Here is a 15,471-nt window from a genome sequence, read left to right on the forward strand (position 1 = left end):
GCAAATTTGAACCAGATCCGGCCCCGAGCGTCTACGGGACCAGCTCGCCGGTCTGCACCTTCCACAACGCCGCGTAGGCGCCGTCGAGCGCGATCAACTCGTCGTGGGTGCCGGACTCCACGATCCGCCCCGCGTCCAGGACGTGCACCCGGTGCGCGTGCCGGACGGTGGACAGCCGGTGGGCGACCACGATCGCCGTACAGCCCTCGGTGGCGACCCGGAGCGAGCGCTGGATGGCGGCCTCGGTCTCGTTGTCGACGGCGCTGGTCGCCTCGTCGAGCACGAGGACCGCCGGGTCGCGCAGGAGCGCCCGGGCCAGGGCGAGCCGCTGCCTCTGGCCTCCTGACAGGGTCACGCCGCGCTCCCCGACGAGGGTGTCGAGCCCGTCGGGCATCCGGTCGACGAACTCCAGCGCGGCGGCCGCCTCGGCCGCGGCCCGCACCTCCTCGCGGGTGGCGTCGGGGCGGCCGTAGGCGATGTTGTCGGCGATGGTCCCGGCGAAGAGGTAGACGTCCTGGGCGACGTACCCGATGGAGCCTCGAAGGGAGTCCCAGTCCAGGTCGCGCACGTCCTGGCCGTCGAGCAGCACCTGGCCGGCCCGGGGGTCGTCGAAGCGCAGCAGCAGCCGCAGCAGCGTGGACTTGCCGGAGCCGGTCGAGCCGACCAGCGCGTGGGTCTCCCCGGCCGGCACCACCAGGTCGACGTCGTGCAGGACGTCGGGCCCCTCGGCGTACCCCGCCCGCACGCGGCGCAGCTCGACAGCGCCCCGCACCGGCCGTGCCAGGGCGGCGCTGCCGGCGGGCACCTCGACCGGCTCGGCGAGGAGCGCCAGGATGCGCGCGGTGGAGGCGCGGCCGCGCTGGTAGAGGTCGAGGACGGTGGCCACCTCGGTCAGCGGCCACAGCAGCCGCTGGGTCATGAAGACCAGCACGGAGTAGAGCCCGACCTCCAGGTCCCCGCGCAGCGTCGCCCAGCCGCCGAGCAGCAGGGTGCAGGTGAAGCCGGCGAGGATCGCCATCCGCACCAGCGGCACGAACGCGGCCGAGGAGCGGATCGCCGCGACGTTGGCGGCGCGGTAGGCCAGGGAGGCCTCCTCGACACGCTCGCGCTCGCGGTCCTCGGCGGTGAAGGCCTTGATCGTGGCCAGCCCGCCGAGGTTGGCCGAGAGCACGCTCGAGAGGTCGGCGACGGTCTCCCGCACCCGGGCGTAGAGCGGCTCGAGGCGGCGCTGGAAGACCAGCGACCCGACGACGATGAGCGGGATCGGCAGGAAGGCCAGCAGCCACAGCTGCCACGAGGCGAACGCGAAGACGGCCCCCACCAGCACGACGTTGAGGAAGGTCTGGAGGATCGCAGGCGCCCCCACGTCGAGGAACCGCTCGAGCTGGTTCACGTCGTCGTTGAGCGTCGCGAGCGTGGTCCCCGACGACCGGGCCTCGTGCCAGCCCAGGTGCAGGTGCTGGGCGTGGTCGTACGCCGCCACGCGCAGCTCGTGCTCGACCGACTGCGCCAGCCCGCGCCACAGCACGTCGGCGACGTACTGCGACAGCGACTCCACCACCCAGACCACCACGTTGATGACGGCCAGCCAGGCCAGCTGCGCGTAGCGGGAGTCGACGCCGAGCACCTGCTGGACCAGCGAGTCCTGACCGCGGACGACGACGTCGACCGCCGCGCCGATCAGCAGCTCGGGCATGACGTCGGCCACCTTGTTGACCGTGGAGGCGACCACCGCCGCGACCAGGCGCGGCCGGTGCTGCTGGTGGCGCTGCCACAGCGCCCGCAGGGGGTGCTCGACAGACGTCACGGACGTGCTGGCTGCGGGTGCGGCGGAGGTCACGGGAGAGCAGTCTTCCTGTTGGCCTCGCCGGTGCTGGCCACCGGCCGACCAGGACCTACGCTTGCCCTCGCCCCGGCGATCTCGGGGGCCAGCGACACGGACAGTGATCCGGGAGGGGTGGACCACAGTGGACTTCTCGAAGGACGTCTCCGGCGATGCGCGCGCGACCGCGGCTCGCCTGGACTTCGAGCGCACGGCGACACGCGTCGAGCGGGACGATCCCGCCACGTCCGCCCGGGCGCGCCTGCAGGCGATGTCGCTGGTTCGCGAGCTGCGCGCGCGCCGCCGCTCGCCGGAGTCGTACGCCGTGGAGCTGGAGTCCTTGACCGACCAGCTGCGCCCGGTGCTGGACGGCCCGGGCGCCCCGCTGGCCGCTGCGCCCGCCGGCGCACCGTCCTGAGCCTGAGCCGCACGCCCGGGTAGCCGATCGTGCTCCTCGTGGTGATGGGTGTGTCCGGGAGCGGGAAGTCGACCGTCGGGTCCGCCCTCGCGGCCCGGCTCGACGTGCCGTTCGTGGACGGTGACGACCTGCACCCGGCGGCCAACGTCGACCGGATGCGCGCGGGCGAGCCGCTGACCGACGAGGACCGTCGCCCGTGGCTGGACGCGGTCGGCGCCTGGCTGGCCGCGCACCCCGACGGCGGTGTGACGGCGTGCTCGGCGCTGCGCCGCTCCTACCGCGACCGGCTGCGGACGCACGCCCCGTCCGCGTGGTTCGTGCACCTCGACGGCGACCCCGCGCTGGTGGCCGAGCGGCAGTCCGCGCGCCGCGGCCACTTCATGCCCGCCTCCCTGCAGGCCTCCCAGCAGGCGACCCTCGAGCCGTTGGACCCGGACGAGGCCGGGGTCCGCGTCGACGTCGCCCTCCCACCCGACGCGCTGGTCGAGCACGTCCTCGCGCTGCTGCCCGACTGAGCGCCCACCTGGAGGACTTCGCCCCGAGGGGTATATCCCCAGCGTCGGACACCGCGTCATCCTGAGGCGTTCCCCCACCGCAGGAGTCCAGTGACCAGCACCCCCGCCCCCGAGGACGTCTTCCTCGAGGTCGTCCAGCACCCCGACCGGACCGTCGTCGTCTGCTCCGGCGAGATCGACGTCCGCACCGCCCCGGAGCTGCGCCAGGCCCTCTTCGACCCCGAGGTCGTGGGAGCTCCGCTCGTGGTCGTCGACCTCGCGCGGGTGAGCTTCCTGGACTCCGTCGGCATCGGTGCGCTCGTGGCGGCCCGGCGCTGGCTGACCTCGCGCGGCACCGGCCTGGTGCTGGTCTGCGGTGACACCCAGCCGCGGCGGGTCCTCACGATGACCGGGCTGCACAAGGTCTTCGACATCGCCCTGCCCGACGCCTGAGCGACCCCTCAGCCGCGCCGCACCCCGCCGTAGATCCCCCGCTTCACCACGAGCGGCTGCAGCGCCCGCTCGACGACCGCGCGCGGGATCCGGAACGCCCGACCCCCCTTGTCGAAGACCTCGAGACCGCTGCGTTGCGGCCCCAACACCGAGCCCCAGCGCCGCCCGGGCAGCGTGACCTCGCGCAGCGGCTCCCCCGCCAGGTGGGCGCGGACGTTGCGCGCCAGGACCGAGTGCTGGAAGTTGCGGGCGGTCGAGCGCAGCGGGTCGGTGGCGGCGACGTCGCCGATCGCGAAGACGCCGTCCGTCCCGGGCACCCGCAGGTCGAGCCCGGTCCGCACGAACCCCCGATCGTCGAGCACCTCGGCCGGCAGCCAGCCGGTGTGCGGGCGCACCCGCCCCACGGCCCAGAGCACCAGGTCGGCGGGGGCGTCGGGCTGACCGGTGCTCCAGCGCACCGGGCCGGCGCACGGCTCGTCTCCGTCCGGCAGCACCGCACGGTGGCCCGGGTGCAGCGCGACCCCGGCCTCCTCCAGCCGCCGGCGTACCTTCGCCCAGGTGCGGCCGGGGTGCTGCGGCAGCGCCCGCTCGCCGGGGAACCACAGCGAGACCTGCTTGTCGGGCCAGCGCACCGCCAGGTTGTACGCCGCCGAGACCGCGGCCGCGCCGCCCCCGACCACGGCGACCGTGGCGGCTGCCGCGACCTGGGCGTGCCGGGCGGCGAGGTCGGCGGCGACCGCCGCGTCGTCGCGCAGCCCGTCGGAGCGCCAGAACCCGTTGGCGACGCCGGTCGCGACCACGAGCACGTCCCAGCCGAGCGTGCCGGTGGTGCCGTCGGCGTGCTCGACCGTGACCTCGCGGGCGTCGAGGTCGGCCGACACCAGCCGCCCGTGGACCACGTCGACGGGGTCGAGGCGGCGGAAGGCGCGGTAGTCGATCCGGTAGTCGCGCGACCAGGCGCCGGGGTCGGCGAGCCGCAGCCCGAGCTCCTGGCCGCTGACCAGCCCCGTCGTCGGCGAGACGCCGGTGACCGCGAGGTCGCGGTGCCGCGCGAGCGCGCCGGCGGTGAGGACCCCCGTGTCGCCGAGACCGGCGACCAGGACCCGGGTCCGGGCCGGGCCGCCGCTAGCCACGGCGCGGCGGGCGCGGGAGCAGCATCGGCACGGTGTCGATGACGTCCTGGTAGCCCGGGCGCCGCTCGAGGCTGCGCTGCTCCATCATCGGGATGCTCGCCCCCAGGAACATCGCCACCATCGCGACCATCCCGAGGACCTGCCACCACCACACCTCGGGCGCGGCGGAGAGCCCGAAGAGCGCCAGCGAGGTCCACATGAGGATCTCGCCGAGGTAGTTCGGGTGCCGCGACCACGCCCACAGCCCGGTGGTGAGCGACTCGCCGGGCTGCTTGGTGCGGGCGAAGCGGTGCTGCTGGGTGTCGGAGACCAGCTGGAGCAGCACGGCGCCGACCCCGACCACCAGCGCCACGACGTCGAGCACGCCCCAAGCCCGGTCGGAGCGGGTCACGTAGTAGACCGGCACCATCGCGGCGAAGACCTGGAGGGTCGGGAAGACGTGGATCGCCATGAGGTCGACCGGCACCGCCATCGCGGGGTTCTTGTCCCGCAGCAGCGGGTAGCGCCAGTCCTCGTGGTGCAGGCCCGGCCAGGAGTAGACCCAGTTGGCGGTCAGCCGGACCGCCCAGAGCCAGAGCACGACGGAGAGCAGCGCGTAGCGCACGCCGTCCGCGCCGGCGTCGCGCTCGAGCCACCAGTAGACGGCGAGCAGCGGCGGGATGACCGACCAGTAGGCGTCGTAGCAGGAGGAGTTGCGCACGATCCGGCTGCCCGCGAAGACCACCAGCGTCGCGACCAGGTCGGCGAGGAGCGTGTCGAGCAGCAGCCACTCGGTGTCCGGGCCGAGCTCGAGCCAGGCCAGGGCCGCCGCCACCGCCACGACGTAGAGGACGGTGACGATGGCGAGCGAGGCCCCGCGGCTGCGGACGGGTGCGCTGGTGTCGTGCATGGCCGAATTAGAACGTGTTCCACATCACGTCGTCCAGCACCGCTGGACCGATCCGCTTCCCCGGCCCGGCCATGATGGCCCGCTGAGCAGCCTCCCCGACCGCGACCGGCTCCCCGACCAGGTGTGGGACCTGCTCGCCCTCGGCGGCGGCGCCGCCGGTAGACCGCTGCGGCGGCCGGCCCGAGCCATGCGGTCGAGGTCGAGCTGCCGCTCCACGAGGCCGCCCCGGTCGGCGCCGCGGTGCGGGTCTCGGCTGCCCCGGGGGCCTCGGCGTGGGCCGTCCCCGGTGCCCTCGGCCCCGCCTGGGTCGGATCCCACTGACCCCACACGTCACACCCGCCACGCGGGCGACCTCCCACGATCACCCGGTCGGTCTTGCGACCATGCGGGACGTGACTGAGCCGACCCCCCAAACCCCGACCAGTCGCCGCACCCTCGCCAAGGCCGGCGTCGCCGCCGCGGTGGGCGTCGGCGCCGTTGGCACCGCGGTGCGCCTGACCCAGCACGACGACGGCCCCGCGGACCGCCCCGGCGGCGCGCTGGTCCTCTCGGCCGACGACGGGTCCGACATCGCGGCGCTCGAGGTCCCGCTCGAGCTGGGCGCGGCCCGTGGCGGCGTGCGGGAGACCGACGCCCTGCCGACCTCGCTCTACTCGATGGTCGGCGTCACCTGGCGCGGCGACGCCTCTCCCCAGGTGTGGGCCCGGGCCCGTCGCAGCGACGGCTGGACCGACTGGACCCGGATGCCGGTCCTCGAGGACCGGCCCGAGTCCGACGCGTGGCGCGCGGACCGGCACGGCACCGCGGCCTGGTGGGTCGGCCCGAGCCGGTCGGTCCAGGTCCGGGTCGCCGGCGCCGTACCCCCGGGGATGCGGCTGGTGCTGCTCCACCCCGCCTCCCGCCCCGAGGACGAGATGGGGATCACCGCGGCGCGCTCCACCGCCGCCGACGACGTGCAGGCGCCCCGACCGGAGATCGCCTCCCGGGCGCGCTGGGGCGCCGAGGAGTCGTGGCGCAACGGCCGGCCTAGCTACGAGTCGACGATCGAGCAGGTGCACGTGCACCACACGGCCAGCGGCAACGACTACAGCCGCACCGACGTCCCGGCCCTGATCCGCGGCTTCTACCGCTACCACACCAAGAGCCTGGGCTGGTCGGACCTGGCCTACAACTTCCTGGTCGACAAGTTCGGCCGGATCTGGGAGGGCCGCGCGGGCGGCGTGGCCCGCAACGTGCGCGGCGCGCACACCCTGGGCTTCAACTCCGACTCCTGCGGCATCGCCGCGATCGGCAACTACGAGCAGGTCCAGGCCCCCGACGCCGTCGTGCGCGGCGTCGCCGCGGTGGCCGCCTGGAAGCTCGACCTGCACGACCGCAAGGCCCGGGGACGTACGACGGTGCGCTCGGAGGGCTCGGACAAGTACCGCTCCGGCGCGATGGCCACGCTGCGCGTCATCGACGGGCACCGCGACACCAACGACACCTCCTGCCCCGGCTCGAACCTCTACCGCAGGCTCCCCGACATCCGGGCCCGCGCGCACGAGCTGATGACGAAGCCCCCGGCACCCTCGAACGTCGTGGTGCAGCAGCCCGCCGACGTCGCCGGCGCCGCCCTGGTCGGTCGAGCCCTGAAGATGGTCGCCGGCCGCTACGACCCCGAGAACGCCCGGTCCCGCTACCAGTGGCTGCGCGACGGCACCCCCGTGCCGGACGCCACGACGTGGCGCTACCTGTGCCGCGAGGCCGACCTCGGTCGCCGCCTCTCGGTCCGCGTGACCACCTCGGCCCCCGGGCGCGACCCGGTCCTCCAGGTCGTGGAGGGTGGCCGGGTCCAGTCCCCTGTCGAGCTGCAGGTCAAGACCCGCCGCCGCGGTGGCCGGCTGCGCGCCAAGGTCTCGGTCACCAGCCCCGACGGCATCAGCGTCGAGCCGACCGGCAGCGTCTCGCTCACCATCGGCGGGCGCACCGTCGAGCGCCGCGTGCGCGACCTCGACAAGCCGATCTGGTTCGGCCGCGGCCAGCCGCTCAGGCCGAAGGCGACCCGGCTGGTCGTCACCTACTCCGGCGACCGGCGGTTCCAGGCGCGGGAAGTGCGGCGGACGGTCAGGCCGTAGGGCTCGTGGGCCGCGCCGACCGCGGCGGGGTGCCGTCCTTCCGCGACGGCCGCCGACCGGAGTGCTGGTGACGCACCTGGAGCGTCAGGGGCACTCCGGTCGCGCCCGGGGCGCCTGCCGGCCCGGGCACCGACCCGCACCCGATCTCCCGGGACCGTGGCGATCAACCGAGTCTCAGGCCGAGCGCGGGGCGTACATGATCAGCGCCACGCCCACCAGGCACACCAGGGCGCCGCTGACGTCCCACCGGTCGGGCCGGAACCCGTCGACGACCATCCCCCACAGCAGCGAGCCGGCGACGAAGACACCGCCGTACGCCGCCAGGATCCGCCCGAAGTTCGCGTCCGGCTGCAGGGTCGCCACGAAGCCGTAGATCCCGAGCGCGATGACGCCCGCGCCGATCCACAGCCAGCCGCGGTGCTCGCGCACGCCCTGCCAGACCAGCCAGGCGCCACCGATCTCGGCGAGCGCCGCGGCAGCGAAGAGCACGATCGACCGCGCGGTGTCCATGGGCCCATCCTCCCAGGCCGCGCTGTTGCCCTCGCGTGGCCGAGGAGGCGAGCAGTGCCCCGATGTTGCCGAGACGTGGTGTGGAGGAGGCGTGCGCGTGAGCGGCCCGTGGTCCCGGCCCGACCAGAGTTCTACCCATCAACCGGAGCCGCACCGAGCGGCTCCCCCACCTCCCCAGGAGCAACACCATGGCTGCCAACCGCCGCAAGGTCCTCGTCCCCCTCGCCACCCTGATGGTCGCCGGCACCGTCGCCGTCGGCTCGGGTGCGAGCTTCACCTCGACCACCGCCTCGACCACCTCGGTCACCTCCGGCGCGGTCACCCACGTCAACGACAAGACCAGCCTGGCCATCACGAACATCAAGGACCGCGATGTCGTGACCGGTTCCGTGACCATCACCAACACCGGCTCGCTGCCCTCGACGCTGACGATTGCCGAGACCGGGGTCACCGCGACCAACCCGTTCATCCCCGGCGACCTCAAGCTCAAGCTGACCAAGACCGTGGCCGGGGTCACCTCGCCCGTCTTCGACGGCAACTTCGGCGACATGGTCGACGGCGCCACCTACCAGCTCGGTTCGCTCGCCGCGGACCCCGACGGTGCCGGCAGCGCCCTCGGCGGCCAGATCACCGTCAACTTCGAGGTCACGCTGGTCGAGACGACGAACAACACCAACGAGGGCAAGGACGCACTGGCCGGCTTCCAGTGGGTCTCGACCCAGACCGCCGGCGAGAACCGCGGCTTCATCGGCACGCTCAACAACGCCGTGGGCTTCGGCTCCGGCAACTGATCCACCAGCAGCACCCCGGTCCCTGAGGAGGGTCGGCCCGCCCCGGCACCGGCGGGCCGACACACCGGACCCGATCCAGCCCCCCGTCCCACCGCGACACCGAGAGGTCCGTCCCATGACGATCATCAGCGCCACGCCCACCGCGAGCCACAAGGCTCGCAACCGTGGCTCTCGCGCGGGCGGCCTCCTCGTGAACGTCGGTCTCGCCGTCACCTTCCTGGCAGCCCTCGGCTTCCTGGTGCCCAGCCTGATGGGTCTCCAGCGCTACGTCATCATGGGCGGGTCGATGGAGGGGACCTACGACCTCGGGTCGGTCGTCTTCTCCGAGGTGGTGCCCACCTCGGAGCTCGCAGTGGGGGACGTCATCACCTATGTCCCTCCGGCGGAGTCCGGCATCAGCACGCTGGTGACCCACCGCATCGTCGAGATCGACGGGGACGAGTACCGCACCCAGGGCGACGCCAACGCCAAGGTCGACCCCTGGACCTTCCAGCTCACCGCAGCCACCCAGCCTCGCGTGGTCACCCACGTCCCGTACGTCGGGTTCGCCTTCATGGCCCTCGCCGACCGTGGCACCCGCATGGCCCTGATCGGCATCCCGGCGGGCCTGATCGCGCTGTGGAGCCTCGTCGAGCTGGCTCGGGCACTCCGCCCCGGCAGCCGGCGCGAGGACGACGCAGCCGTCGACCGGGCGGACGACGCCACCGACAGCAGTCCCGGGGCCGTCCCCGACGTCACCGACCTCGTCCCGGCCTGACCCGCCACCCACGCCACCGCCGTTGCCGAACCTTGGTGCGGCGGTGTCCTGCGTGTGGTGTCGGCGTGAGTCGCCGCGCGACAGACTCTGAGCACTCCCCCTCCCCCAGGAAACGAGCTCCCCGTGTCCGACCACCGTGCACCTCAGCGGCCCAGCATGATCGGCCGCCCGTCGCGCCGCCTGCTGACCGTGCTGGCCGCGGTGCTGCTGGTCGCGGGCACGACCTGGTTCACCGGGGCGACCTTCACGTCCGGCACGTCGGGCTCCGTGAGCGTGGGCGCCGCCCGCGACTACTACCCGCCGCGGGTCTCGCTCACCGCCCAGCCGACCATCGTCAGCGGCGCCGTCGCGGTCTCCGCCACAGCCTCGGACACCGGGAGCGGGGTGGCCCGCGTGGTCGTGCAGTACGCGGCCGCCGGGTCCAGCACGTGGACGTCGCTGTGCAGCGACCAGACCACCCCCTACTCCTGCACGTGGGACACCCTCACCGTCGCCGACGGCGACTACCAGCTGCGGGCCATCGCTACCGACAACGTCGGCAGCACCACGACGTCGGCCACCATCACGACCCGCGTCGCCAACCCCGCCGCCGTCGAGCTCGCCACGATCCCGGACGACGTCCGCGGCGACGTCGTGCTGCGCGCCTCGGTCACCGGAGCGGGCACTCGGACCGTCACCAGCACCTTCACCTACCGGCTGGCCGGTACGACCGGCAACTGGCTGAGCATCGGCTCCTGCACCGGCCTCACCGGTCTCGCCCCCACCTGCACGTGGGCGACCGGCACCCTGGCCGACACCTACGACGTGCAGGTCGAGAGCGTGGTCGGGTCCGGCGGTGGGCAGGTCAAGCTCGTCGACGTCCAGACCGACGTGACCGTCGACAACCTCGCCCCGACCGTCGCGGTCGACGCCCCCACACCGCTCAGCGGCACGGTCCAGGTCATCGCCACCGCCCTCGACGAGGACTCCGGCATCCGCCAGGTCGAGCTGTCCTACAAGCCCACCCTCGCGGCGACCTGGACCCCGCTGTGCACCGTGACGGTCGAGCCCTACCGCTGCGCCTTCGACACCACAGGGCTGGACGGCGCGCTCGGCTACCAGCTGCGAGCGATCGCGACCGACGTCGTCGGGAACAGCACCACCTCGGCGGTCATCAGTCGCAGCGTGAACAACGCCATGCCGAGCATCGCCATCACCTCGCCCCTCGGTGGGGACAGGGTGACCGGCACCAAGACCATCACGACCGACCACGTCACAGCCGGTCGCACCGTCAGCGGCGTCCTCTTCGAGGCCCGACCCGTCGGCAACTCGGACTGGACCAGCCTGTGCACGGACCCCACGGCCCCGTACACCTGCGACTGGGCCACCGCGGCCATCGTCTCGGGCTCCTGGGAGCTGCGCGCCACCATGACGTACGCCGGGTTGACCGGCAACCAGAGCGTCGCCTCACCCAGCGTCATCGTCACCGTGGACAACAGCCCCTTGCGCGCCCTGGACGTCCAGGCCGCCAACGGTGGGCTCCTGGGCAAGGTCGACGGCGGCGACTCCTTGACCTTCACGTTCGCCGGGGACGTCCAGCTCGGGTCGATCCGCAGCAACTGGGACGGCACGTCCGTGACCGTCACCGTCTCCATGCTGGACCGGGCCGCCAACCCGACCGCCGCCACGGACCGCGTCAGCATCCCGGGCCTGGGCACGGTCGCCTTCCCGCAGAACTTGGTCCGCAAGAAGAAGACGGTTCCCGTCACCGCCTCGATGACCGCCACCAAGGTCACGGCCGGCGGCGCGACGACCACCACGGTGGTGCTGACCTTCGGAGCCGTCACCTCCGGCGACCTCAGCACCAGCACCGCCGCCGGAGCCATGGTCTGGACCCCGCTGGCCTCGATCCGCAGCACGGCGAACCTGGCCGTGTCGACCGCTGCCGCGACCGAGTCGGGCGCGAGTGACCGCGACCTCTGACCCCTATCCTGCGGAGGTGACGACCGTGCTGATCGTGGAAGACGACGTCGACATCGCCCTCACCCTAAAGCGGATGCTCGAGCGCCAGGGCTACCAGGTCACCTGGGCCGACACCGGCGAGAAGGGGCTGGCCGAGATCCGCCGCTCGCCGCACGTGGTGCTGCTCGACCTCGGGCTGCCGGACATGGACGGCCTCGACGTGTGCCGCCAGGCCCGCGACGAGGGGTACGACGGCGGGATCATGATCCTCACGGCCCGCTCGGACGAGCTGGACCGGGTGGTCGGCCTCGACTACGGCGCCGACGACTACCTCGCCAAGCCGTTCCCGATCGCGGAGATGCAGGCGCGCGTGCGCGCATTGGCCCGTCGGGCGGCCCGCACCGTCGGGGCGGGTGACGCCCCCGCCGAGGCTCCCGCCGGCACCGCGCCCGCCGCACCCGCAGCCGCCCCCACCGCTGACGAGCACGCCCTGCGCGTGGACGTCGCGGCCCGGCGTACGTGGGTGGGCCGGCAGGAGCTGACGCTGACCACCAAGGAGTTCGACGTGCTGGCACTGCTGGACGCCGAGCGGGGTGCGGTCGTGACCCGCGAGCGGCTGATGGCGGAGGTGTGGGACGAGAACTGGTTCGGCTCGACCAAGACCCTCGACGTGACGATGGGCCGCCTGCGCGGCAAGCTCGAGGAAGCCGGTGCCACCGCCGAGGTCGTCACGGTGCGCGGCGTCGGCTTCCGGCTCGAGAGCGAGCCGGGTGCCTAGCCGCGGGGCGGGGGCGCCTTGCGCTCCCGCCTGACTCTCGCCTTCGGCCTCCTGGCCGTCCTGCTGGTGGGCTCGTTCGTGGCCTTCCGGACCGTCAGCATCGCCGACCTGGCCGAGGACGAGCTGCGCGAGCAGGTGCAGCGCGAGGCCCTCGTGGTCGCCACCCTGCTCGGGCAGGGCCTGGAGGAGGACGCCCCGGCGCCGGCCGCCGCCGCGCTCGAGCCCTTCGCCGTCCCTGACCGCGCCGTGGTGGTGACCGTCGCCGACGGGTCGTCCTCACGCATCACCGGCCCGCTGTGGCGCGACTCCGACGCCGACGCCGCCGTCTCGGCCTCCGCGACCGTCGACGGGGTGGTGGTCGAGGTCAGCGCGCCGTTGCGGGACGCCGACTCGACCGCCTCCGCCGCCCTCCCCTCGCTCCTCGCGCTCGGCGGCATCCTCGTCGTCGTCGCCGTGCTCGTCGGCGTGCTCGTCGCCACCCGGCTCGCCCGGCCCTTCGCCGAGCTGGCGAAGGCCGCCAACGCCCTGGCGCGTGGTCGCTTCGACCTGCGACTGCCCGACACCAGCATCGGTGAGGCGCGGGCGATCGGCGAGGCGCTCGACGGCGCCGCCGCCCAGCTGCGCGGCTCGCTGGAGCGTGAGCGCGACCTGGCGCTGCGGGCCTCCCACGAGCTGCGCACGCCACTCACCAGCCTGAGCCTGGCGCTCCACGACCTGGTCGACCGCGACGACGCCCCGGCCGACCTCGTCGAGGCTGCGGCGCTGGCCGCCCGCACGGTCGAGCGGCTGGACAAGGCGGTCGGCGACGTCCTGGAGGAGACCCGCAGCCACCCGGTGGTGGCCGGCGCCCACCTGCCGCTCTCCCTGGTCGTCCCGGCCCTGGCCCAGCGCTGGGCCGACACCCTGTCGCTCGCCGGGGTCGAGCTCGAGGCCGAGCTCGACGGCGACGCCTCCCTCGAGCTCACGCCGGGCCCGTTGGAGCAGGTCCTCGACGACGTGCTCCTGACCGTGCTCACCCAGCAGGCGCAGCGGGTGCTCCTCAGCGTGGAGGGCGCCGAGCGGCACGTGCGGGTGACGGTCCGCGTGGAGTCGGCGCAGCGGTCCTCGACCGACGCCCCGGCGCTGGAGCGGGCCCGCGGTGTCGTGGCCACGCTGGGCGGACGCACGAGCGGCGGCACCGACAGCCCCGACGGCCTGGTCGTGGTGCTGCCGCGGCGGTAGCCCGGCGACTCAGCCCGTGGCCGCGCAGCCGCGGCACAGCCCCGACAGCGCGACGTGGTGCGGCTCCAGGGCGAAGCCCTCGGAGGCGGCCAGCTCGCGGCGTACGCCGTCGAGGATGCCGTCGGGGAGGTCGATGACCCGGCGGCAGCTGCGGCACTGCGCGTGCACGTGGTGCGTGCCTGCGCCGGCACTGGCGGGGTCGGCCAGGTGGTAGGCGGTGCCGGCGGCGAGGTGGACGTGGGTGACGACGCCGAGCTCGGCGAGGGTCTCCAGCGTGCGGTAGACGGTGGTCAGGTGCATGCCGGGCCAGCGCTCGGCCACGTCGGCGGCGATCTGCTCGACCGTGGGGTGGCCCTCGGCCCGGGCCAGGGTGTCGACGACCGCGCGGCGCGGCATCGTGATGCGGTGGCCGTGCTCGCGCAGGTGGGCCACCACCCGCTCGACGGTGGCGGCCACCGGGTCCTGCCCGCGGGTGCTCACAGGACCGCCGGGGTGCCGGATCGGGTCTGGGTGCGGCCGAGCCGACCGACGCCGGTGAGGGTCAGCACGACGACGAAGAGGCCGGCCCCGGTGAGCACGATCGTGGTGCCGGAGGGGACGTCGAGGTGGTAGCTGAGGTTCATCCCCACGAGGCCGCAGACGGCGCCGATGGCCGTGGAGAGCCACAGCATCGTGGCGAAGCGGTGGGTGAGCATCCGCGCGACGACCGCGGGGATGACCAGGGTGGCGGCGACCAGCGTCACCCCGATGACCGAGAGCGTGGAGAGGATCGCCAGGGAGAGCACCAGCATGAGCAGCGCGTCGGTGCGGGCGACCCGCACGCCGCTCACGTCGGCGACCTCGGGGTCGAAGGTGGCGAAGAGCAGCGCGCGGTAGCGGGTGGCGACCACGCCGACGGTGAGCACGCTGACGGCGACGAGGGTCCAGACGTCGGTGCTGGAGATGCCCAGGATGCTGCCGAAGAGCGCGGCGTCGAAGCTCGGGCCACGGTTGCCGAAGACCGTGAGCAGCGCGACGCCGAGGGCGAAGGAGGCCGTCGTGATGACGCCGATGGCGGCGTCGGCGCCGATCCGGTGCGAGCGCGAGACCCGGTTGATGGCCAGCGCCGAGGCGAAGCCCCAGATGCCGGCGCCCAGGACGTAGCTGACGCCGATCACGCTGCTCGCAGCGAACCCCCCGAAGATCGCGTGCGACAGCCCGTGGCCGATGTAGCTCATCCCGCGCAGGATGACGTAGACGCCGACCAGCCCGCACAGCGCGCCCGCCAGCGTGGCGACGACGACGGCCTTGACGAAGAAGTCGTACGCGAAGGGCTCGAGGAGGGTCTCCAGCACGGCGAGCCTCAGGCCCCGTGCGGGCGGCCGGGGGCGTGGCGGTCGAGGACGACCGGCATGCCCAGGTGCTGCAGGACGTCCATCGGGGCGCCGAAGGTCTGCTCGAGGACCTCGGGGGTCATCACGTCCAGCGGCGCACCGCGGCGCACGACGGTGCCGTGCAGGGCGACGAGGTCGGGCACGTGCGCGGCCACGCCGTTGAGGTCGTGGGTGGTCAGCACGATGGTCATGCCGTCGTCGTGCAGGTGACCGAGCAGGTGGAGCATGTCGTGTCGGGTCGCGACGTCGATGCCGCTGGTGGGCTCGTCGAGCAGCAGCATCTGGGGCTCGCGCAGGAGCGCGCGGGCCAGGAACATCCGCTGCTGCTGGCCGCCCGAGAGCTCCCGGATGTGGCGGTCGACCAGGTGGCCGATGCCCAGCCGCTCCAGCACCGCGGCGACGTCGGCGCGCTCGGCGCGGGACGGCCACGGCAGCAGCCGGCCGCTGCGGGCCATCAGCACGCACTCCCCCACGGTCACGGGGAAGTTCCAGCTCACGGTCTCCAGCTGGGGGACGTAGCCCACCCGGACCCCCGGGGCGCGGCGCACCGTCCCGGTCGTCGGCCGCTGGGTGCCGAGGAGCAGACGCAGCAGGGTCGTCTTGCCCGCACCCGACGGGCCCACGACGCCCACGAAGTCGCCGGCCCGCAGGGTCAGGTCGACCCCGGCGAGCACCGGCGTGTCGCCGTACGAGACCCCGGCGCGCTCGGCACGGACCAGCTCGGTGGCGGGCGCGAGCACGTGGACGGGTGCGACCTCGGGGTGGGTCACGCGTGCC

General features: G+C 73.8%; 16 protein-coding genes. 9 read left to right on the forward strand and 7 right to left on the reverse strand.

Annotated elements, in window-relative coordinates; translation table 11 throughout:
* Nucleotides 1–31 precede the first annotated feature (31 nt).
* On the reverse strand, nt 32–1,807 hold the full coding sequence (locus Q1V71_RS06315; RefSeq protein ID WP_300641846.1) for an ABC transporter ATP-binding protein: 1,776 nt from the start codon (nt 1,805–1,807) through the stop codon (nt 32–34).
* A 160-nt stretch (nt 1,808–1,967) separates the two neighbouring features.
* On the opposite strand from Q1V71_RS06315, the gene Q1V71_RS06320 reads away from it, so the two are divergent.
* From Q1V71_RS06320 to Q1V71_RS06330, 3 genes are all read left to right on the forward strand, one after another.
* Nucleotides 1,968–2,240 carry a hypothetical protein gene (locus Q1V71_RS06320; protein ID WP_300641849.1) on the forward strand — a complete coding sequence of 91 codons (273 nt, stop codon included), beginning with the start codon at nt 1,968–1,970 and terminating at the stop codon, nt 2,238–2,240.
* Nucleotides 2,241–2,269: 29 nt separating this feature from the next.
* Nucleotides 2,270–2,755 carry a gluconokinase gene (locus Q1V71_RS06325; RefSeq protein ID WP_367280129.1) on the forward strand — a complete coding sequence of 162 codons (486 nt, stop codon included), beginning with the start codon at nt 2,270–2,272 and terminating at the stop codon, nt 2,753–2,755.
* Nucleotides 2,756–2,845: 90 nt separating this feature from the next.
* Nucleotides 2,846–3,187, forward strand: coding sequence for an STAS domain-containing protein (locus Q1V71_RS06330; RefSeq protein WP_300641851.1), 342 nt, complete (start codon nt 2,846–2,848; stop codon nt 3,185–3,187).
* A gap of 8 nt (nt 3,188–3,195) precedes the next feature.
* Here the strand turns inward: Q1V71_RS06330 and Q1V71_RS06335 are convergent, their stop codons facing one another.
* Together Q1V71_RS06335 and Q1V71_RS06340 are read right to left on the reverse strand one after the other, a co-directional pair.
* Nucleotides 3,196–4,320 (reverse strand): FAD-dependent oxidoreductase, encoded by a 1,125-nt coding sequence (locus tag Q1V71_RS06335; protein WP_300641854.1) that lies wholly within the window; start codon nt 4,318–4,320, stop codon nt 3,196–3,198.
* Nucleotides 4,313–5,209, reverse strand: coding sequence for a DUF1295 domain-containing protein (locus Q1V71_RS06340; RefSeq protein ID WP_300641857.1), 897 nt, complete (start codon nt 5,207–5,209; stop codon nt 4,313–4,315). Before Q1V71_RS06340 ends, Q1V71_RS06335 begins: the two co-directional genes overlap by 8 nt.
* A 392-nt stretch (nt 5,210–5,601) precedes the next feature.
* Here Q1V71_RS06340 and Q1V71_RS06345 point away from each other — a divergent pair, with 392 nt between their 5' ends.
* On the forward strand, nt 5,602–7,323 hold the full coding sequence (locus tag Q1V71_RS06345; protein WP_300641860.1) for an N-acetylmuramoyl-L-alanine amidase: 1,722 nt from the start codon (nt 5,602–5,604) through the stop codon (nt 7,321–7,323).
* A gap of 174 nt (nt 7,324–7,497) precedes the next feature.
* Here the strand turns inward: Q1V71_RS06345 and Q1V71_RS06350 are convergent, their stop codons facing one another.
* Nucleotides 7,498–7,833: a YnfA family protein gene (locus Q1V71_RS06350; protein WP_300641863.1), complete on the reverse strand. Its 336-nt coding sequence runs from the start codon at nt 7,831–7,833 to the stop codon at nt 7,498–7,500.
* A gap of 188 nt (nt 7,834–8,021) precedes the next feature.
* Here Q1V71_RS06350 and Q1V71_RS06355 point away from each other — a divergent pair, with 188 nt between their 5' ends.
* The 5 genes from Q1V71_RS06355 to Q1V71_RS06375 all read left to right on the forward strand — a co-directional run bounded on the left by Q1V71_RS06355 (nt 8,022) and on the right by Q1V71_RS06375 (nt 13,321).
* Nucleotides 8,022–8,624 carry a hypothetical protein gene (locus tag Q1V71_RS06355; RefSeq protein WP_300641866.1) on the forward strand — a complete coding sequence of 201 codons (603 nt, stop codon included), beginning with the start codon at nt 8,022–8,024 and terminating at the stop codon, nt 8,622–8,624.
* 115 nt (nt 8,625–8,739) lie between these two features.
* Entirely contained in the window at nt 8,740–9,381 is a 642-nt protein-coding gene (locus tag Q1V71_RS06360) for a signal peptidase I (RefSeq protein WP_300641869.1), read from the forward strand.
* 156 nt (nt 9,382–9,537) lie between these two features.
* Nucleotides 9,538–11,343 carry an Ig-like domain-containing protein gene (locus Q1V71_RS06365; protein WP_300641871.1) on the forward strand — a complete coding sequence of 602 codons (1,806 nt, stop codon included), beginning with the start codon at nt 9,538–9,540 and terminating at the stop codon, nt 11,341–11,343.
* 16 nt (nt 11,344–11,359) lie between these two features.
* Nucleotides 11,360–12,100: a response regulator transcription factor gene (locus Q1V71_RS06370; RefSeq protein WP_300641874.1), complete on the forward strand. Its 741-nt coding sequence runs from the start codon at nt 11,360–11,362 to the stop codon at nt 12,098–12,100.
* Nucleotides 12,101–12,118: 18 nt separating this feature from the next.
* On the forward strand, nt 12,119–13,321 hold the full coding sequence (locus Q1V71_RS06375) for a HAMP domain-containing sensor histidine kinase (RefSeq protein ID WP_300641877.1): 1,203 nt from the start codon (nt 12,119–12,121) through the stop codon (nt 13,319–13,321).
* Nucleotides 13,322–13,330: 9 nt separating this feature from the next.
* Here the strand turns inward: Q1V71_RS06375 and Q1V71_RS06380 are convergent, their stop codons facing one another.
* Genes Q1V71_RS06380 through Q1V71_RS06390 form a run of 3 tightly spaced genes read right to left on the reverse strand, consistent with a single transcriptional unit; the run spans nt 13,331 to nt 15,464 of the window.
* Nucleotides 13,331–13,801: a Fur family transcriptional regulator gene (locus Q1V71_RS06380; RefSeq protein WP_300641880.1), complete on the reverse strand. Its 471-nt coding sequence runs from the start codon at nt 13,799–13,801 to the stop codon at nt 13,331–13,333.
* A complete protein-coding gene (locus Q1V71_RS06385) occupies nt 13,798–14,655 on the reverse strand; it encodes a metal ABC transporter permease (protein ID WP_300641883.1) in 858 nt (285 codons plus the stop codon). Before Q1V71_RS06385 ends, Q1V71_RS06380 begins: the two co-directional genes overlap by 4 nt.
* Nucleotides 14,656–14,663: 8 nt before the next feature.
* On the reverse strand, nt 14,664–15,464 hold the full coding sequence (locus Q1V71_RS06390) for a metal ABC transporter ATP-binding protein (RefSeq protein WP_300641886.1): 801 nt from the start codon (nt 15,462–15,464) through the stop codon (nt 14,664–14,666).
* Nucleotides 15,465–15,471 lie beyond the last annotated feature (7 nt).

Origin of the sequence: Nocardioides sp., assembly GCF_030149505.1 — a bacterium.
GTDB lineage: Bacteria > Actinomycetota > Actinomycetes > Propionibacteriales > Nocardioidaceae > Nocardioides.

What these genes read in the sequence shown, in the direction of transcription:
- Q1V71_RS06350 (WP_300641863.1), bottom strand. Translation starts at nt 7,833, where the DNA reads ATGGACACCGCGCGGTCGATCGTGCTCTTCGCTGCCGCGGCGCTCGCC.
- Q1V71_RS06365 (WP_300641871.1), top strand. Translation starts at nt 9,538, where the DNA reads ATGATCGGCCGCCCGTCGCGCCGCCTGCTGACCGTGCTGGCCGCGGTG.
- Q1V71_RS06360 (WP_300641869.1), top strand. Translation starts at nt 8,740, where the DNA reads ATGACGATCATCAGCGCCACGCCCACCGCGAGCCACAAGGCTCGCAAC.
- Q1V71_RS06355 (WP_300641866.1), top strand. Translation starts at nt 8,022, where the DNA reads ATGGCTGCCAACCGCCGCAAGGTCCTCGTCCCCCTCGCCACCCTGATG.
- Q1V71_RS06340 (WP_300641857.1), bottom strand. Translation starts at nt 5,209, where the DNA reads ATGCACGACACCAGCGCACCCGTCCGCAGCCGCGGGGCCTCGCTCGCC.